The sequence below is a fragment of the Bacillus mycoides genome (assembly GCF_018742245.1).
GTDB lineage: Bacteria > Bacillota > Bacilli > Bacillales > Bacillaceae_G > Bacillus_A > Bacillus_A cereus_U.
The window spans coordinates 2,981,487-3,000,742 of the sequence record NZ_CP036132.1; the positions used below are offsets into that span (position 1 = coordinate 2,981,487).

A 19,256-nucleotide genomic window follows, 5' to 3' on the forward strand; every position below is an offset into this window, starting at 1 on the left:
CTCCTTTACACAATCATTCGAACGGCTACAACACCTGTAATTTTGCTTATATTTTCCACAATATTCTCTTTAATTATATCATCAATACCATTATCGATATCAATCATTGTGTACGCCCAAGAATGTTTACTACGATTAATCATATCCGCAATATTAATATGATGTTCTGCTAAACATCCTGTAATTTGCCCTACCATGTTCGGAACGTTTTGATGCATAATCGTAATTCGTTTTTTTCCAATGTACGGAAGTTCTACGTTTGGATAGTTTACTGAATTACGAATATTTCCTGTCTCTAAATATTCACGTAATTGACGAGCTGCCATTACCGCACAATTTTCTTCAGACTCAGACGTAGATGCACCAAGGTGAGGCGTCGCTGTTACATTTTTCATCTTTATAACATTTTCATTCGGGAAATCTGTTACGTAATGTGTAATAATATCTTCTTCTAACGCTTTTTGAAGAGCTGTTTCATCTACAAGTTCTCCTCTTGAGAAATTGAATAGACGCATTCCTTTTTTCATCGTCTCTATAGCGTGTTCACCAACAATCCCCTTCGTTTGGTTCGTAAGAGGAATGTGTAATGTAATATAATCACAAGTTGCAAAAATTTCATCTAAACTAAATGCTCTTTGCACTTGCGTAGAAAGACGCCATGCTGTTTCAACAGATATATATGGGTCGTATCCGACAACGTCCATTCCTAAAGCTAACGCATCGTTCGCAACTAAAGCACCGATTGCACCAAGACCGATAACACCTAGACGTTTCCCTGCTATCTCTGATCCAACGAATTGCTTCTTCCCAGCTTCAACAAGCTGTGGTACTTCTTCTCCATCCAACTCTTTCGTCCAGCTCACTCCATTTATAATATTACGGGAAGACATAATAAGACTTGCGATAATAAGTTCCTTCACTGCATTCGCATTAGCCCCTGGCGTATTAAATACTACAATCCCTTTTTCCGTACAACGCTCAACAGGAATATTATTTACACCGGCACCAGCTCTTGCAATTGCCTTTAAATCCTCTGAAAACTCTTCTTGATGTAAAGAATAGCTACGAAGTAAAATACCGTCAGGATGACCTACTTTGTCTCCAATTTCATAGCGATTCCCAGCAAAAATTTGCAAACCCTTTTCCGCAATTTGATTTAACGTCTGAACACGAAACATATCCCCATCTCCCTATCTATTTTCAAGCTCAAATTCCTTCATATAAGCTACTAATTGCCCAACACCTTCCGCCGGCATCGCATTGTAAATACTTGCACGCATACCACCTACTGAGCGATGTCCCTTTAGCGTAACGAAACCGCGTTCTTTCGCTTTTTGTAAAAACTGATTGTTAAGCTCTTCTGACGGTGTTGTAAACGGAATATTCATAAGTGATCGATACGTAGGGTCAACTGGTGAAGTAAACAATTTAGATTCATCTAAAAAATTGTAAAGAAGTGAAGATTTCATTCTATTTTGTTCTTCAATCGCAGATACCCCGCCTTGTTCTTTCAACCACTCTAGTACAAGTTTCGTCACATAAATACTAAAGGATGGCGGTGTATTATATAGGGAGTTATTTTTACTGTAAGTTTCATAGTTTAGCATCGTAGGACAAGCACTACTTGCACTGCCAATTAAATCTCTTTTTATAATTACAATCGTTAAACCCGCTGGCCCTAAATTCTTTTGCGCACCCGCATATATGAGACCAAACTTCGTAACATCATATTGTTCTGATAAAATATTTGAGGACATATCCGCAACAAGCGGCACTCTTTCTACATGTGGAATATCCACATATTTTGTCCCCTCAATTGTATTGTTTGTTGTAATATGTATATAATCTAGTTCTTCATCATTTGGTAAATCATCCATTTTAGGAATCGTAGTAAATTTCTCTTTTTCAGAAGAAGCAATCACTTGCACTTCCCCTACTTTTCCGGCTTCTTGCTGCGCCTTTTTAGACCATGAACCTGTCAGTACGTACCCAGCTTTTTTATACGTACTCATTAAATTTAACGGTATCATAGAAAATTGTAATGACGCACCGCCTTGTAAAAATAAAACTTCATAATCATAAGGAATGTTCATTAATTCACGAAGTAAGCTGCTGGCTTCATCAATAATACTTTGGAAATAAGAAGATCTATGGCTCATTTCCATAACAGACATGCCTGTCCCGTTATAATTTACAAGCTCCTTTTGCACTTTCTCTAAAACCGGCAAAGGGAGTATAGATGGTCCTGCTGAAAAATTATACACTCTCTCCATCACCCAGATAACCTCCCTATTTCTCATTTTTATTATTTTTTAAACTTTCTGAATTATAACCTATATACAATACACGGTCAATTTGTTTTCCGTTATTACGGCGTAAGACGCAATGGAATCGCTTGCATGTGCAAATATTTTTTTATATAAAGTGAGCAGAAAACATATCAACAAAACAACAGCCTAGATGCATAGTGCTCTCCTTTCAAATTTGATAGGTTCTTCTCTTATCTATTTTACTTTTTATACATTAGAAAAAGAGCGAATCTACATTCGCTCTTTTCCACATATTTATGGCCCAAAGCTTATCATCCAACCTAACATAAATCCAAATATAGAAAACAGCAGCATAAAAATAAATAAACTACATGCCCACAATGCATATTTTCGACTTTTGCTTTTTGTGATCATACCTATGACTGAGCACACCACTCCAATACCAACTATTTGCAGAAAACTTTTACCTATAAATGTTTCTTGAATAAGCAATATAATGTTCAAATACAATAACGCTAGAAAGGCAATAATTAATGAAATAGTCCCCATCCACGTTTCCTGTTTATACATATGATTCTTTCCTTTTTTTAAGAATGCCAATTCCATAACCTCGCTTCACCTACTTTCAATTTTCTAACTTTTTCGTGGCTCATCAATTTTTCAACTTCTACTTTAGGCCCAGTTACAACTGCCCCGTATGTTTTTATCCCATTTTTTTCAAGGAAAGAAATACGCTTTGACAACTCTAATACTTTCGCTCTAGATAGCTTCACTGCTAAATTTTCATGCTTCTGTAATGACTTTAACACATCAATAAATTGTTCCTCATGAGGTAAATCACTTACAAAAGCACCACTTGGACTTGAAATCATTTCTGCTGGAAAGCCAATCGGGGCTACATACATACCCTCTTCATTCGTTTGCTTCTCCTCTAATCCTGTATTAACGGCATACCACACAATATCAATAGTAGGAAACATATTCGTTACCTCTTGTACACTTAATAATTCTCTAAAAGATACAAATGCTTCTACAACAGATTCTTGCGGAAGACCCTTTAATACCTGCGCTTCTTCGCTACTATTATAGGACGCATTATAATTATTAGGATGAGACAACACCTCGTTATCTATATATGGGACTTCTGGAATTTTTTCATCTGTTGTATATTCACGGCTTACTTTCGTTGCTCTACTTAATACATAATCTGTTTTCTCTTCTCCTATTCGAATATCTTTCTTTCCTACCCTTTTATACAAATCAAAATGCAATTGCAAACTAAGCGGTAGCAATGTTTGCTCCATGTCCCTATCTTTCAAAAATACATTTGGTTCTGTTACACTTAACGTTTGATTTACTACATTCCGTATCTCCATTGCGTTTGTAGGTGCCACTGTATAATATAAGAGTGTAGATATATATAAAATAGGTTGAATAAGTAGTAAAAAAGTAAATACAATCAAAACATTCGTAATACGCGCTCTTTTTTTACCTATTTTCAACACTTGCTCCTGTTTTCCATCAGGAAGTGAAGCCGGTCTTTGATCAAGAGCTTCTTGTAACAATTCTTTATAATCATCTTGTTCAGAATGAGGTTTATCATTTGTCATTTTGACTCTTTTCCTCCTTTAACAATTCTTTTAATCTCTTTCTCCCGCGAAATATGTGACTTTTATACGTGTTTACCTTTAAATCTAATACAGTAGCACCCTCTTCGTACGTTAATTGATGTACGTCACATAATAAAATAGATTGTGCCTCTACCACTGGTAAAGTATGAATAATCTGAATTAATTTTTCATAACTATTTTTTGCGACTACATACTCTTCTGTAGATTCCCCTGCTTGTATTGTCTCTAATTCTTCCGTTCCTACAAAAGTTACTTTTTTCTCTTTCCTAACAAAATCAATAAACGTATGATATGCCACTTTAAATAGCCATGATTTTACCTTTTGGTTTTCATAGTCTTCTAGATAAAGATACGCCCGATAAAAAGTCTCCTGCATCAAGTCCTCCGCTACGTGATGGCTACGAGAAAGGGAAAATAAATACCGGTACACATCGTTTATATAAACTTTATATATTTCTTCAATTTCCATCCCCCTCCTCCTTTCATATATAACACGAATAAGCGCGTTAAAAAGTTGCATTATTTTTCCTTTTTATATTTTTTATTTATTAAAAAAGAAATAACATTTATAGATTTCAATAACTATTTACAATTATAAACAAAATATGAGATGTTATAACTGTAAATTCCTAAAAAAACTCCACATGTAGTATGTACGGAGATTATCTCATGGGTTATTTACAAATTATAGGTGGGGAATATTTGACGCTTATTTCATAAACATACAAAAAAGTGTTAAGTACATAATCATACTTAACACTCTAGTAATAAAGTATAATAGCTACTTACTCGTAAAGAACCGATCAAAAATTTGATAAATAGCTGAAAGACCAAAGAGCCAATAAATAGTATCCACAAGCGCCGGCATAGAACCAAACCATTTCTCAACTACATTATAATCTAACGCTACAAACAACCAATTCAAACCGCCAAGAATCACCAAAATTACTGTAAGGTATGACAAAAATTTCATTATGATTGCCCCCTAGGTGATAAGATGGTGAAAGGCCTTTCACTAAAATATATGTAATGGATTCTAAAACTTACCTATTTTATAAAATTTATTTTCGATACCATCCATTAATAACTGCCTCTGCTTCTTTACTATGTATTTGATATGAATGATTACTATCATTAGAGCCAATAAACCAAATTGAAAAACCTTTAAAATACGGCTTCGGTTCTAATACATCTCGGTAAGCACGCCACCCGTTAAGTTGTACATCTTTTGAAAACACATTCGTAATATCTGGGTTCCACGGATTTTGCAGTCCAAGTTCGCGTGCTGGTACATTAAATCCACCAAAATATACTGGCTTTCCTGTTGCTTTATGTAATGTCTCAAGTTGCTGAACGACATTTTGGCCACGATTATATACTGTCGTCGCAAATAAACCTTGTTTTACTTCTTCGTATGATGGACTTCTTTTTCCTGAAACTTCAAACCAACTATCAATACTTACGATGTCGACCTTTTTTAAATACGGGCGATTTATTTTCTCGTTAAATTTCGCCTCAAAAGAAGGATCCCAACTTGCAGTTAACCACCAGTTCATTTGATACAAAATATTTCCTTTATACTGCTGGCGAACAAAATCGATTGTATCATTCCAATATCCTTCTGCATATTCCATATTCACGAAATTAGAAGCGATTTTTAGCCCATAAATATTGTACTTACTTGTAATGGAATTAAAAATATCTTGTAAAACAACCGTTTTCCAATTCCAGAAGAAATCGTTAATATTACTCGGGTTCCATTCCGTCTCCCCAATATTTCCTTGCTGAATAAATGGGAATGGCTCCAGTATAACTTGAATATTACGCTTTAATAATTCTCGAATTAAAATAATAGCTTGTTTCTTTTGTGCCTGATTAATTACCATATTAGCCGAATTCACATTCGGAATATCAACTTGGATCGGTACATTCACCGTATTCAAATTCAAGCGCTCTACATCAGCTAACACTTTCGCTACATTTTCTACTTCCCATACTGTTACGTTTCCTGATTTTATTTTTCCAGATTGAACAGTATTTACATCTGCCTGTACATTTCCTTGGAAACAAAAAGAAAACAACATGATACACACTCCTAAAATACTTACTAAACTCTTACTTTTCTTCACAAGTTTCCCCCTATAATTTTTGGCTTTCTTGATTATTTTATACAATGTTTCACATATATTCCAGAAAAAATCACATGAAGTTTTCATTAATAAAAGTGTTATTCATATAATTCTCCTAAAAATAGTAAGATAAATAAAAAAGAGCGGATTTCCGCTCTTTTTTATCCTTTTACGATTGAAATTATTGAATTCCTTCTGGTAACTTAATTGAATCAAACTTTTCATATGAATCAATCTTTATACTCACAACTGCATCCAATTTTTCCTTATCTGTACTAGCTTTTTTATCTGAGTTACTTTCACTCACTTTTATAGTTGTTCGCATCTCTTCAAATTTATAATCTCTTGTTATTATATATTCAATGTTAAACGCATCCATATTAAATCCTTCCGTTAATTTCTTCATATCTCCATTAATTTTTTGTAACGTATCTACCGCTTCTTTTCCCTTTAATTCAAGTGTAAGTTTATATGTGTCCCCATCCTTCTTTGCTTTCATTTTCTTAGCCAAAGCTTCCGGTAAATCTAACTCATTAAGTAAATTTTTACTGACCATTACATCATTTACATTAAATTGATCATTAGGTATCGTAACTAACTCTCCTGTATCAGGGTTTTTCACTTGAGCAGCGACCTTTCCATCTACTTCATACGTTACAATATCTGTACCACTTATTTTCATTTCAGCTCTAGAATTCTTCAGTTTCGGCTCCATCTGTATTTTCATTTTAATCTCTTCTGATTGGCTGCTCCCCTTCATTGACATAAGAGATGTCAATGTAAGATATTCCTCTTGTTTTAATCCGTCAGCTGCTTTTTTAAAAATATCTTTCGCTACTAACTCTTTTTCTTTTTTTACAGATACTGTTTTAGGTCCACTTATTTTTTCACTGCTACAACCAGTTGTTAAACCTACTATTAGCGCCAAACTAGATATTACAACCATTTTCTTCATAATGATCCTCCCCATTTCCCGCTTAAAAATATTTTCATCTCATGTATAGTAAATCAACTGAAATAAATATATATACAATAATTATTTAACCTCTAAACTAAACCAGTTATTCACTCCGTATACTAACGTAACTAATGCTCCTATTACACCAAAAACAACAATATTTATACCAATTGACGAACCGAATAAAACAGCCATCATTGACACCATCAGTAATAGCATGGCGATACTATTTATCTTAATTTCTACTATTTCGCCATCCTTTACTTTCTTTTCTTTACTTCCAAAAAAGAATTGTTTTACTTTAATATTCGCTTCATCTAATTCAAAAGGAAGCGTATATTCTTCGTTATTCTCAAGTTTCATTACTACTTCGTTATCTACCTTTACAGCAACTCTTGTTGCTCCGCCCATCATACCCGTTGCCCTTATTACTTTAATGCTCATATTAAATCCCCCTATTAGATTTCACTGCAACTATTAAGAAATTCCCCTTGTTGCACACTACTTCATCCTCAGTTCAATAAACATAATATTCCAAAAGATATTATAACAATTCCCCGTCCAATATTTTGTCAAAATTTGTCGCGTTTCTACAAAAAGGATATTTTATCCATTATCATAGTAAAGAGACTCTTACAATAGTAAGAGTCTCTTTTATAAAGTAAAACCTTCATTAGCGGAAGGATTATTACTTCATAAAGCTGGGCCATCTGCAAATAGGAACATACTATCACTTCGGCTGTAAAGTTAATACTTTCCCTTCAATTCCATCTGTATTTAAAGTAGTCGTATGATACTCACCATTCACCCAATCATCTATTTGATCATGATACCAATCGCTTCTAAAATGTCCTGACTGTCCCGGCCCCACTATATGATAACCGTTTGACATATCTTTCGTATCAATGACAAATCTCCATGAAGCACCGTGATTTACAATACCGTTATCTCCGTAATTCGCTGCTTGAACCGTAACTTGACTTCCTCCAATTGGAACTGGTTTCTCACGATTAAATGCGAGTAGTGCTAATATACTAGATGATCTCGAAATTGGATGTGTAAAAGCAAGTTGATGGTAATCGCCCCACTTCCATTCTCCAACATCGGATCCATACTCCTTCTGCAATTTCTTCATTACATTTGCATACGACGTATGTACAACTTCCGTGAAGCCACCATACTTTGAAAACCAAGTGCTATTTTCACCATTTACTTGTTTACGAATTAATTCATCGACAACTTGTTGCTTACCTTCAAATAACTCCATCACATCTTTCGGAATTTCTTTTGAAAATACTGTATTAGAAATCTCTTTCATTACTAAATGAAAAATTAATGGTGCTGCTTCATCCTTACTATCGTAAAAATTCCACTTCGATAATTCTTTTACTCCTTCTTTCTCTACTTCTGATAAATTTGTTTTATTTAACTCATTCAAAAATATAGGAACAAACTCTTTCCCATATAAATTTTTTTGATCCATCTGTAACTCTTCTAAATCTTTTACCGTATACTTATCCTGCTCTTGCAAAAACTCTTGAATACGCATTTGTCTGTACGGCTGCGCCCACGTATTACTAATATGGTATGGATAAGCGTCATCAACAATTTTATTATTCGCAGTTGAAATGAACCCTTGTTTTGGATTTATTACTTTTGGAAGCTGATCAAATGGGATATACCCTTCCCATTCATATTCATCTGTCCATCCTGGAACTGGCAAACTACCATCGCCTTTTTTACGCACTGGTATATTTCCATTCGCTTTATAAGCAATTGTGCCGTCATTTGATGCAAACACAAAGTTTTGAGTTGGTGTATGAAAATCTTGAAGTGCAGTTTCAAACTCATTCCAGTCTTTCGCTTTATTCATATTTAATACAGCCTTTAATTCAGCGGAAGGCTCCAAAGCAGTCCATTTCAAAGCGAATACTGTTTTCGTTTTCTCTTTCCCCTTATCCGCAAACTCTGAAATTACTGGACCATGCCTCGTAACCGTAACGTTATACGGAATTGTTTTCCCGCCTTTTACTTTAATAGATTCATCAACAACCGTAGCCTTTTCCCATTTATCGTTATACAAAAATTCATTTTCATTATTAGGATTTCTCTTTTCAATATATAAATCTTGTACATCAGGACCAGTATTCGTAACACCCCATGCTATTTTGTCATTGTGACCTAATATAACACCTGGTACTCCAGCAAAAATAACGCCACTCACATGTAAATCTTTCATGTCAAGTCTCGTTTGATACCATATAGAAGGTGTCGCAAGCGATAAATGAGGATCATCCGCTAAAATCGGTTTACCAGACACACTCTTCTCACCGCTTATCACCCAGTTATTACTACCGTTAAACTCCGGCGGAATTACTGTCTTTGAAAAACTTTGTGCTACATTTACATTTGTATTTTTCAGTTCAGCTAGTAATCTAGGTGCATCTTTCGGATAAGCCGGAAATAGTTCAGCTGCTTGCTTTTCCGGAAGATTTTTCAACGCCCAATATCGAAATGCTTGTCCATGCCAATGTCCTCCTAAATCAAACGCCATATACTTTCCGATCGTTAAAGAATCAACCATTGACCATTCAGCAGGTTCATAACCTAATAGAGTAAACTCCACTGGCAATTTCTTTTCGGTCTTCGCCTCACGTATAAAAGCATTCACCCCATCTGCGAATGACTGCAGGACATATTTCGCTTCTCCATCATATTGATTTAAAGATGCTTCTGCCGCTCGCCGTAAACCGAGCGTTCGAAACAACTTATCTCTATCAACAGCTGCTTCCCCTACAACTTCACTTAACATACCAGAAGCTTGCCTTCTACTTAAATCCATTTGAAACAAACGATCTTGCGCTTGTACATACCCTTGCGAAAAATATAAATCATGTGCATTTCCCGCTTTAATATGCGGTACTCCTTTACTATCCCGCTTCACCGTAACAGCGTGTTGTAAATCCTCTAGCTTTATCGTTCCATCTATCTTTGGCATAGAACTAAGCGTATATATGTTCAAAAAAATCATAACGCAAATAAACAAAAAAAGAACGATACTACTAGACCAAATAAAAATTCTTTTTCCCCTATTTCGTTTCTTTTTTATGACGACTTCCATACAATCCCTCCTCTCTCAATCTATTCGCTTCTATTGTAAAAGAACCTTTTAGAAAAATTGAAAACCCCCTTCATTTTCCTACCAATGAAGGGGGTTTTTCTTATCGTCCGCTACGCCAGCTTTCATTATGACCAAGATTTGACTCGGTCGCTAATTGCACATTATATAATATTTCACTAAAGAAACGCTTATCTACTCGTTTTGGTACAATGCGTCTCTCATCATCAATTTCGTCATATTCATATGAACCGCGGTTCACTGTACCCGCTTTATAAAATTGAATTTCAAATACACATACATCTTCTTCACCTTCATATCCAATCGGCGCTCCGCTAAATGAAAGTTCCGCTCCTACTCCAGTTCGAGTGTCTTCTTTATAAAATGTATAATAAACGCCGCCATCTTGAACCGATCCACGAGTCCATCCAAGTTTCGTCATCTTACCGAATAACGAGCGACCATTTAGTAAAATACCGCCAAATCTCTCAACAGCAATCTCCTCATTTTCCTCTACTACAAACACTGGACGTTCAATTTGTAGGAACGGCTGGACAATTCCCGAATTGGTCAGTTGCTCTTTCCATAACTCCTTTTTCGCCCCGGATAATTCTAACGGATGAATTAAACCAATAACAGTTCCAGATGAAAGCTCATGATTCTCTCCTATCATTGAATAAAACGTATCATCCTCCGCATAACGGAACGTTTTAAGCAACTTTCCTTCCGTATATTCACCCCAAATAAGTGAAGTTGCAAATTGCTTCATAATTAGATTCTCCAGAAATACCGACTTCCACGAATCGTATGACCAATAGCGCTTTCGTGATAGAGCAGCTTCCAAACGTTGTTTCTGCATGGAAAGAGCGCTTCGAAGCTCTTTCTTTAAAGTGGATAACTCTTTCTTAGCTTCTTCAGCTTTTTCTACATCATCTTTTGCATTCGGCTTTGGAAGTGACTTCATACGTTTTCCTTCTTCTGTCTCTAATTCCATTTTCGACTCTGAAGTTAAAATAGCAGTAAAACATCTATTTCCGAAATCAATTACCTTTTCACCACGTATATTGAAGCCAAGGTTTGGTACCAGTTGATCTTCCAGCTCTTCTTCCGTTATACCACGTGTTTTCGCAGCAAGACTTAGTGCTTCTTTTGCCGCATTACGCACTAACTTATGTTTATATTTAAATGCCATTGCATGAATAGACGTAAGTGCAAGCTTAGATGATGACAAGCCCAAAGCTTGAACAGCATCCGCTGCAATCTTCCCTCTCATATGAAGCACCCATTCATCAATTTGCTTTTTAAGTATACCTACCATTTTGTCATCACTATATATTCCATATAATGAAAGGATTCCACGTTTCTTCACATCTGCATCTTGAGAAATCCATATTTGATATATTGTTTGTACATACTCTTTCAAGTCTTGTTCATTTAAAGTACTACCAATTACTTCAGCTGCCTCCTTCTTCTCAATAACAGAATCTGAAATATACTGCTGTATATAAGCTAACGAAATTGTTGCGTCTGCTATTTCATTTGAATCGCGAAGACGGATCTTTGGTTCAAATCCAATCCACTGCACAAGTGCATCTCTTTTTTGTTCCGTTACTATACGACTACAAAGCTCTTCGATATTTTTTGAATCTCCTCCTACTTTTCCCACTTCAAGTAATGGAGCAAACTTCTCGATAAAAGAGGCATTCTTCTTTTCTTGTAAAGCTTCCTGTACAAGTTGCATATATTTTTCAATCTTATAATCTATAAGTATTTCCATCACATGTTCACGGACAATTTTCTTTTTATTATTAAGTTCAACTGCTACGTATTCTACCGCTTCTACATCTTTTGAAAGCAGTTTAACTACAGACTCACGGATTTTTTTAGAAGAAGCGCCTAAGCTTTTGATTAAAATTGGACGCATTTTAACTATGTTATCCCTTGCTAACTCTTCTAAAATATATGCTTTGGCCACAGTAGAATGCTCATCAAATCGTTCAATTATGTACGCTTGTTCTTTTACAATGACATGAACAAGCGCTTCCTTCGCCTTATTTCTCTCTTCACTGTAGCATGCAGCTTGTTCAACTGCATAAGCGATAAGCTTTTCCTTACTTAACCCATACGAAAGAAGATCTTCCAATACTTGTTTCGGTTCTATCCCTCTGACAGAACATTCGTAAAGGAGTTCATATAAATTAACACTATAATCATCTCCGAATTGTAGTGTAAGTACGGCTTCTCTCTTCGCCACATCATCTATATCCCAAAGGATTGCGACCTCTAAAACTGGCATACCCCAATACATACTTCTATATTTCGGATTTTTAAGTATTTGCTTCATATCCTCAAATGACAATTTCCCTAGCAAATAATCACGATATGTATCCCGCACTGTAGACAATTTAATTTGCAAAGCAGCCACAAAAAATTCTTCTCGCATTTTCCCTCTATTTAGCTCATGCCCTTTTTCAGCTAACATTCGTGCGATGATGAGATAATTAATTTTACTTAAATAATGCAAAGTACGTTGAACAAATTCAGGATTTCCCTTCACCATGAAGCATAGCAATTCATATTCATACGTCTTACAAAAGTCTTCACTATTCAAATCATGTTGTCTCAAACGATGTGCAAAAAACCTTTCCTCAGAAATCCAAAACTGTTTACAAAAACTTTGAATACCTTCATATGTGTTTTTATTTACACTACCTGTTTTTTTGTAGTTTTGAGACTGACCGAGAGTATGACACATATAACGTGTAGCATAATTAATAAAACTCCAAACATTTTTCTTCGCTAATATCTCAATATATCGTCTCGCAACATTTGAATACTTATGAACACAAAATAATAGTCGCCAAATATATTCTGGTAAAGCCCCACCTACAAATACTTCACTACCATCTTCACCTTTAATATACCGTTTAACCGCTTCAACCTTTTCCTTTTCTCCTAGTAGTTTCAATATAAATTCTGCATGCTCTTCTAATCTCTCATTCAATAAAGAACTATATGTACGAAACTTTTCATAATCTACATCAAACATTACGAGAAATAATGTTAATTGCTGCTGAGTTGGTAAAGCGTATAATTGCTCATCTATATAGTTCGGATTCTCACTTATTAATTCTCTAAGAAAAACATCTGCTTCATTCACATAACTTGAAATATTGGATAAATATTTACATGCACTTGCTACAAGTTTCTCCAAAGGAAGTTCACTTTTTTCTAAATAAACCTTCATTTTAGGAAAACTTACATGTGCAAAACGTACTACAAGAACATTTAATAATTGCCCCTCGAGTATATGATAAAATAACCGAAAGAAAGCCGGATCTTGTTTATGTACTTTCCTAAAATCGCTTATAAACTGCTCCGCAAAATCGGCTCTCTTTTGATCTCTAATTGTCGTTAGTTGAATATCCTTTAAAATTGCTTCTTCTCTCGACTCTAAATATCGCAGTGATAATTGTTTCTGCTCTTCTGTCATATTAATATATTGAAACAACTTTGATGTACTGTTTGTCAAACTCTGTTCCTCCCGCATCTTTTTATCTATTTATAAAAGAAAAAATACCCATATATAATTCCTCTATCATTCAAAAATAGTATAGCATACAACCCACTGAATACGAACGTATATTCTACATTAAATTTATATAAATTAAAAAACACTACTCAAAATACTTCTCCTTCGCTCCAAATTTCCCATCACATTCTTTTCTTCACTAGAATTCTCCAACTTTTTATTACACCAATTCCTCAAAATCCCCTGCACATAAGCAAGTGTTCCCTTATTATTTTCAAACGCGATTTTAAGCGCCTCTAATACTGTCTCTCCTGAAACTTTTTGTATCCACTCCTTCAATTCCTTCACGATATATGGAGATAGACTACTTATATTTTGTTCGTAAAACTTATAAACTTTACTATGCGAAGTAGCCTCTTCTACCGTTTCTACCTCTTTCATATCTTCTTTCTCTTCAATAACTGCTTGTGAACCCTCTTCTTTCGGCATACCAAAATACTGTAGTAATAATGGAATCTTGTATTCTTCTTCAAGACATTTACGTAAAAACATATGTATGAACTCGTTACTTTTCACAGTCTTTAACTCACGTAACACACACTTCTCTACATTCGTATTTAAAATAGGGTTATAATGTAGCCAATTTATTATGAATAACTCTTTCGTTTCCGCATCATATAAAATCTTCCCGTATTCCACAAACCGGTTCAATAACTTCTCAACAGTCTCCATACTGTAACCAGTTTCAAGCTCTGCCAAACGCTTTGGCAATATGTAAATACCACATTGCTTCGTTTTCGTACCAGTTAACAAATATATATAAAAATAACGCTCTTCTGGCGTTAAATCTAATATGAATTCATCTTGCCAAAAGTTCACCTGCACATTACGGTACACCGCCATCAGTTTCCCTCCACTCTTTGCTAGCAAATAGGAAAATTCCAATCCTTCAATATAAATATAGGAATGTACGGATGGTTTGGGCAGTTGAATTCAAAATTTTTCACTACTACAACAACGGTTTTGTTTTTTCGCGCGTTTTTGTTCTTGTAGTTGTTTTTGTTTTGTTTTTTCTTAGTGATTTATTACTTGGTAGGTGCTTATAAGGGGCTTTGAAGGGGGTTATATAGTGTTTGCATGCCCCTCTTATCTGATGTCTAATTACAAATGTCTCCAACAATCTTCATACATTGCAGACAACTATTATGACTCACCTGCTCATATTTACCGGAAAACAAAAAGCACTTGTTGCCTTCGTAGACAATTCAGTGCTTTAAGGTTGAAAGTTTATAAATAAAATTGTCTATAATCGACATAGTTGATTGAAATACAATTCTGTTACATTTATTTTAATAACGATAATATGATAGATACCGAATTATCTACAACTGAACGTTCTGGACGAGATTTCATTAACACTGTTAATCCAATTAATGAAGTGACTAGCGTTTGTGCTAATGCTTTAGCATTCACATCACTTTGCAGTTCTCCAGACTGAATACCTTTGGCGATTAATTCTTGAAATATAACTGAAAGATACATTTGATGTTCTCTAGTCAACACTTCAAACTTTTCATTATGAGGGGCAATCTCAACCATTGTGTTAATACAAAAACAGCCTTTATTTGATTCTCTTTTATATTCCTCTTCCACCATATTTTCAAAAAACATACGAATTGATTCTTTGACAGATTGTTCTTTTTGAAGTTTTGTTCGAATGCTAGTCGCGTGTAAATTCGTGTATCTCCGTAATGCAGCTTCAAACAGCCCTTCTTTATCACCAAAGGCTGCATATAAACTCGGTCTTTGTATTTCCATTTTAGCAGTTAGATCACTTAATGAAGTAGTAGCGTATCCTTTCTCCCAAAAAAGTTGCATAGCAGCATCCAAAGCTTTTTCTTCATCAAATTCGCGTAGTCGAGCCATTTAACCCCTCCTCTTTCTTCATCTGTTTTCTAAATTACAAATCACGATTTTATGTACTAATCAGTATATTATATATCGTATAAAATTATAAATGATATGTCAAAAGAAACTGAAATTACTTTACAATTAACTTGACATAGCAACTTCTCCCTGTTTATATTTTACTTACGAAATAATATACCGTTCGGTACGTTATTTTTTTAAAAAACAAAAGGAGATGATATTATGAATACTAAAGAAAAAACAACAACTGCTCTTACTCAGAATAATGATCAGTTCCAATTACCTATCAATACAATCATGCCCCGCTATATAACTCTATTATTTTCAATAGCTTGCGGGATGGCTGTGGCGAATATATACTTCGCCCATCCTCTACTTGATTCTTTATCAAATGAGTTTAAGATCAACCATTCAACTATTGGTGTCGTTATTACGATTACTCAAGTTTGTTATGCACTCGGATTACTTTTATTAGTTCCACTTGGTGATTTGTTAAGCCAAAAAAGACTTATTATTGTTCAAATGCTTTTATCCGTTTTCGCTTTAATTGTGGTCGGAGTCGCTCCTTCAAGTACCGTACTTTTTATAGGTATGGCCTTAGTCGGAATTCTTGCGACTGTTACGCAGACACTCGTCGCATACGCATCCATTTTAGCTAACCCAGAAGACCGTGGGCGAATAGTAGGTTTCGTCACGAGTGGTGTCGTAATAGGAATTCTACTTGCACGTACATTTGCCGGAACATTAACAGATCTAGCGGGATGGCGTTCCGTTTATCTTACCTCTGCTGTACTTATGCTCTTCGTAATTGGTTTGTTATATCGTAATTTACCTAATCTTGAACATAAAAAAACAGCTATGACCTATCGTAAATTATTACATTCTGTTCTCTTATTATTTGTAGAAGAAAGGATCTTACGTATTCGCGGAATATTAGCATTGCTTATTTTTACTTCCTTCAGTATTTTATGGACTTCATTAGTTTTACCTCTAAGTGCTGTACCATATAATCTATCACATACAGCTATCGGAGCATTTGGTCTTGCTGGAGTTGCTGGTGCATTAGCTGCCACTAAGGCCGGACAACTCGCTGATCGCGGATTGGGAGAAAGAACTACTGGCATAGCCTTATCCTTATTATTACTTTCATGGCTCCTCATTAAATTAATGAACCATTCTCTATTCCTACTAGTTATCGGTGTTATCCTTTTAGATTTAGCTGTGCAAGCTGTACATGTCACGAACCAAAGTATACTTTTCACAGTGCGTCCTGAAGCGCGAAGTCGGCTCACTGCTAGTTATATGATTTTTTATTCTATCGGCAGTGCTACAGGTGCTATTCTTTCCACAAACATTTATGCAAGCTACGGATGGAACGGAGTTTGTATATTAGGTGCATCTGTTAGTGCTTGTGCTCTTTTATTCTGGGCAATGACCTTACGACGATCATCACAACTAAAAGAAGACTAATTCATAAGTATATTTTTTAATATGTGTTTTTCTACAAGACTATAGAATACCCTTTACTTTTTAAAATAAATCAACGGCATTTTCATATAAAAAATGCCGTTGATTCCAAACTTTTATGTATGTGATTCGCCATTTCATGATAATAGATCATATACTAGCGAAATACATCTATTACAAATTACCTTTAACTTGTCCGACAATCTCATTTATCGTATTTCGATCAAACTTATCACTAATTTCGTATGGCTTACGATCTCCTACTAATTGTACCCCTACGATGTCTTTGCGGTCCTTACCATATTGCACTTCAATAATAGATCCGCGCTCTATTTGTTTCCAAATGTAACCTGCTTCATCTTTATTATCTAAAATAATACAGTCCTCAATATTTTCATCGATCCCAATTAACTTGTTATCATCCATATACCCAACCTCGTATTGTAGACGTTCTTTCGCTTTTCCGCTTACTAATATACCTTTGCTACCATATGAGTAATCCGTATAATCCTTTTTCTCCGCTTGTACCGCTTTCGGCTCTTTTGCTTCAGTTTTTTCAGCAGTTCCACAACCCGTAATAAGACATATTGGCATAACCGCCGTTAATACTACTCTAGTAAATTTCTTTATCACTTATAACCAACCTCACATGCTTAAGTTTAAATTGCATTTATTACCTTATTAAACAATAACATGATACTAAGTAGACAGAACCAAAGATAACCTATTATTTACATACTCACACTTTAATTAAGGACTATGCCATTTAAACCTAGTCCCTACATAACTTTAACTTTGCTTCACATACTTAATTGTATTGAATGACGTCTCATTAAATAATCGCAAGTTTTTCCCATCATAATCTTGAACTTTATATGTTATTTTCTTTTTTTGAATTGTATCTTCTACACCGTCTACTAAACGTTTATTGAGATGTAAATAGATTGTAAAAGCTTCCTTATCATACTCCCAAGTTCCTTCAATATAATTCTTTTTATTTGGATACTCACCTTTACCATATGTTTCAAATGTCTTATCACCTTTTAGAATGAGTGACATATTGAAACCGTCTGTTCCTTGGAATCCCCAGTTACCGATTAACTCCGTACCATCTTTCACATTCTTCATAACGTTATCCGTGTTAATTCCAGCTTTCTTATCTAACTCTTTCAAATCTTTCATAGATACTGTACCGTCACCGACTTTAATATCCCCTTCAAGATCTTTGAATGCTTTAAGCCAGTAAATATCTCCTTCTTTCACTAGCTTTTCGGATTTCTCGATTAACTCTTTATCAGTCTTATCACCTTTTTCTCTTTTTTCTTTTCGGGTGAATACTTCATTTATTAAAGAAAAAGACTCTCTAAAATAACTAATTGCTTTTTCAAAATCCTTTTGTTGATTTACATACTCTTTCGGCGGATCTATCGACTCAAATTTATCTAACATTTCATTCAATTCTTTCACACTATCTACTAGGTCTGATTTCTTTTTCTTACCGTCAAAAACCTCTCTTGTTATTTTATTATGCTCGGCAAACAACTTATCAAACTCTATCCCTAATTTATATACTTTATTAGGGTAGTCTTCCTTCGAAACTTTTTCCTTCTGAATCTTAGACTTCGATTCTTTTACTTTAGACTCTTCTGTTTTCTCCTGTTTAGAAGTGTTCGTTTTCTCAGAAACTCCACAACCAAATAACAACATGACTGGAACTGCTACCCCTAGTAGTTTCTTTGCGTTCATGAATGAATTCTCCTTTTGCTTGAATAGATTATTCGTACTATACTCATCCTTTATTTTTATCTTGTAATTAAAGTTATAATCGCAATAACTCCTAGAATCGGTCCCCAATATTCCATTTTTATAAAAAATAGTGAGTGCCTTTTGTTAAACATCACTTTTTCACCAGTTTCGGCATCTATATAAATTTTCCCACTTGGTTTATTAATATATTTTCCTAAATACCAAGACATAAGCCCTGATATAATAAACATTACTGCCATTGGCCAACTATGTTCTTGAAAATATGTAGCGTCTCCCGTTATAGATTCAAAGAAAACCTTACCCAAAAGAGTATTAATAATTACAATAATTGCGACTAAAAAACCCCAACCTGACCAAATAATCATTTGTTTCTCCTCCTAATGCATACAACTTTGTACCTTATGTTAATTTGAACTGCACACGAAAACATCTATTTTTTTGAATATACAGACTCT

Annotated in this window: 17 protein-coding genes; 1 reads left to right on the forward strand and 16 read right to left on the reverse strand. The window is 34.8% G+C overall.

The genetic code is table 11. The annotated features are described in order from the left end of the window. Nucleotides 1-5: 5 nt before the first annotated feature. The 13 genes from EXW56_RS15185 to EXW56_RS15245 form a co-directional block, all read right to left on the reverse strand. Nucleotides 6-1,178 (reverse strand): 3-phosphoglycerate dehydrogenase family protein, encoded by a 1,173-nt coding sequence (locus EXW56_RS15185; protein ID WP_002199942.1) that lies wholly within the window; start codon nucleotides 1,176-1,178, stop codon nucleotides 6-8. Between the two features lie 12 nt (nucleotides 1,179-1,190). Beyond that, nucleotides 1,191-2,273, reverse strand: a complete 1,083-nt coding sequence (gene serC / locus EXW56_RS15190) for a 3-phosphoserine/phosphohydroxythreonine transaminase (protein WP_215596730.1) — start codon at nucleotides 2,271-2,273, stop codon at nucleotides 1,191-1,193. A 291-nt stretch (nucleotides 2,274-2,564) separates the two neighbouring features. After that, complete coding sequence (locus tag EXW56_RS15195) at nucleotides 2,565-2,876, reverse strand: hypothetical protein (RefSeq protein WP_002110719.1); 312 nt, start codon at nucleotides 2,874-2,876, stop codon at nucleotides 2,565-2,567. Beyond that, nucleotides 2,858-3,880 (reverse strand): anti-sigma factor, encoded by a 1,023-nt coding sequence (locus EXW56_RS15200; RefSeq protein WP_002110720.1) that lies wholly within the window; start codon nucleotides 3,878-3,880, stop codon nucleotides 2,858-2,860. Before EXW56_RS15200 ends, EXW56_RS15195 begins: the two co-directional genes overlap by 19 nt. Further along, on the reverse strand, nucleotides 3,870-4,370 hold the full coding sequence (locus EXW56_RS15205; RefSeq protein ID WP_033714735.1) for a sigma-70 family RNA polymerase sigma factor: 501 nt from the start codon (nucleotides 4,368-4,370) through the stop codon (nucleotides 3,870-3,872). The genes EXW56_RS15200 and EXW56_RS15205 overlap by 11 nt, the downstream gene beginning before the upstream one ends. Nucleotides 4,371-4,682: 312 nt before the next feature. Beyond that, entirely contained in the window at nucleotides 4,683-4,874 is a 192-nt protein-coding gene (locus EXW56_RS15210) for a DUF378 domain-containing protein (RefSeq protein ID WP_002084566.1), read from the reverse strand. An 88-nt stretch (nucleotides 4,875-4,962) separates the two neighbouring features. Further along, nucleotides 4,963-6,030, reverse strand: coding sequence for a glycoside hydrolase family 113 (locus EXW56_RS15215; protein ID WP_215596731.1), 1,068 nt, complete (start codon nucleotides 6,028-6,030; stop codon nucleotides 4,963-4,965). Between the two features lie 181 nt (nucleotides 6,031-6,211). Continuing rightward, nucleotides 6,212-6,985 carry a DUF6612 family protein gene (locus EXW56_RS15220; protein ID WP_002199938.1) on the reverse strand — a complete coding sequence of 258 codons (774 nt, stop codon included), beginning with the start codon at nucleotides 6,983-6,985 and terminating at the stop codon, nucleotides 6,212-6,214. Nucleotides 6,986-7,066: 81 nt separating this feature from the next. Beyond that, nucleotides 7,067-7,432: a hypothetical protein gene (locus EXW56_RS15225; protein ID WP_002199937.1), complete on the reverse strand. Its 366-nt coding sequence runs from the start codon at nucleotides 7,430-7,432 to the stop codon at nucleotides 7,067-7,069. Nucleotides 7,433-7,718: 286 nt separating this feature from the next. Then, nucleotides 7,719-10,109, reverse strand: coding sequence for a penicillin acylase family protein (locus EXW56_RS15230; RefSeq protein ID WP_215596732.1), 2,391 nt, complete (start codon nucleotides 10,107-10,109; stop codon nucleotides 7,719-7,721). A 100-nt stretch (nucleotides 10,110-10,209) separates the two neighbouring features. After that, nucleotides 10,210-13,638, reverse strand: coding sequence for a DUF4132 domain-containing protein (locus EXW56_RS15235; RefSeq protein WP_215596733.1), 3,429 nt, complete (start codon nucleotides 13,636-13,638; stop codon nucleotides 10,210-10,212). Between the two features lie 135 nt (nucleotides 13,639-13,773). Continuing rightward, nucleotides 13,774-14,625, reverse strand: coding sequence for a DnaD domain-containing protein (locus EXW56_RS15240; RefSeq protein WP_176555937.1), 852 nt, complete (start codon nucleotides 14,623-14,625; stop codon nucleotides 13,774-13,776). Between the two features lie 357 nt (nucleotides 14,626-14,982). Continuing rightward, on the reverse strand, nucleotides 14,983-15,564 hold the full coding sequence (locus EXW56_RS15245) for a TetR/AcrR family transcriptional regulator (RefSeq protein WP_002199933.1): 582 nt from the start codon (nucleotides 15,562-15,564) through the stop codon (nucleotides 14,983-14,985). Between the two features lie 225 nt (nucleotides 15,565-15,789). Between EXW56_RS15245 and EXW56_RS15250 the strand changes: the two genes are divergently transcribed. Further along, nucleotides 15,790-17,037, forward strand: a complete 1,248-nt coding sequence (locus EXW56_RS15250; protein ID WP_002199932.1) for an MFS transporter — start codon at nucleotides 15,790-15,792, stop codon at nucleotides 17,035-17,037. A 171-nt stretch (nucleotides 17,038-17,208) separates the two neighbouring features. Here the strand turns inward: EXW56_RS15250 and EXW56_RS15255 are convergent, their stop codons facing one another. The 3 genes from EXW56_RS15255 to EXW56_RS15265 form a co-directional block, all read right to left on the reverse strand. Beyond that, nucleotides 17,209-17,667, reverse strand: a complete 459-nt coding sequence (locus EXW56_RS15255; protein ID WP_002199931.1) for a hypothetical protein — start codon at nucleotides 17,665-17,667, stop codon at nucleotides 17,209-17,211. 156 nt (nucleotides 17,668-17,823) lie between these two features. Continuing rightward, nucleotides 17,824-18,780: a DUF3994 domain-containing protein gene (locus tag EXW56_RS15260; RefSeq protein WP_002110736.1), complete on the reverse strand. Its 957-nt coding sequence runs from the start codon at nucleotides 18,778-18,780 to the stop codon at nucleotides 17,824-17,826. 56 nt (nucleotides 18,781-18,836) lie between these two features. Continuing rightward, on the reverse strand, nucleotides 18,837-19,166 hold the full coding sequence (locus EXW56_RS15265; RefSeq protein ID WP_002110737.1) for a hypothetical protein: 330 nt from the start codon (nucleotides 19,164-19,166) through the stop codon (nucleotides 18,837-18,839). Nucleotides 19,167-19,256 lie beyond the last annotated feature (90 nt).

Coding starts and splice junctions, on each gene's coding strand:
- EXW56_RS15185 (WP_002199942.1), bottom strand. CDS start 1,178: ATGTTTCGTGTTCAGACGTTAAATCAAATTGCGGAAAAGGGTTTGCAA.
- serC (WP_215596730.1), bottom strand. CDS start 2,273: ATGGAGAGAGTGTATAATTTTTCAGCAGGACCATCTATACTCCCTTTG.
- EXW56_RS15195 (WP_002110719.1), bottom strand. CDS start 2,876: ATGGAATTGGCATTCTTAAAAAAAGGAAAGAATCATATGTATAAACAG.
- EXW56_RS15200 (WP_002110720.1), bottom strand. CDS start 3,880: ATGACAAATGATAAACCTCATTCTGAACAAGATGATTATAAAGAATTG.
- EXW56_RS15205 (WP_033714735.1), bottom strand. CDS start 4,370: ATGGAAATTGAAGAAATATATAAAGTTTATATAAACGATGTGTACCGG.
- EXW56_RS15210 (WP_002084566.1), bottom strand. CDS start 4,874: ATGAAATTTTTGTCATACCTTACAGTAATTTTGGTGATTCTTGGCGGT.
- EXW56_RS15220 (WP_002199938.1), bottom strand. CDS start 6,985: ATGAAGAAAATGGTTGTAATATCTAGTTTGGCGCTAATAGTAGGTTTA.
- EXW56_RS15225 (WP_002199937.1), bottom strand. CDS start 7,432: ATGAGCATTAAAGTAATAAGGGCAACGGGTATGATGGGCGGAGCAACA.
- EXW56_RS15230 (WP_215596732.1), bottom strand. CDS start 10,109: ATGGAAGTCGTCATAAAAAAGAAACGAAATAGGGGAAAAAGAATTTTT.
- EXW56_RS15245 (WP_002199933.1), bottom strand. CDS start 15,564: ATGGCTCGACTACGCGAATTTGATGAAGAAAAAGCTTTGGATGCTGCT.
- EXW56_RS15250 (WP_002199932.1), top strand. CDS start 15,790: ATGAATACTAAAGAAAAAACAACAACTGCTCTTACTCAGAATAATGAT.
- EXW56_RS15260 (WP_002110736.1), bottom strand. CDS start 18,780: ATGAACGCAAAGAAACTACTAGGGGTAGCAGTTCCAGTCATGTTGTTA.
- EXW56_RS15265 (WP_002110737.1), bottom strand. CDS start 19,166: ATGATTATTTGGTCAGGTTGGGGTTTTTTAGTCGCAATTATTGTAATT.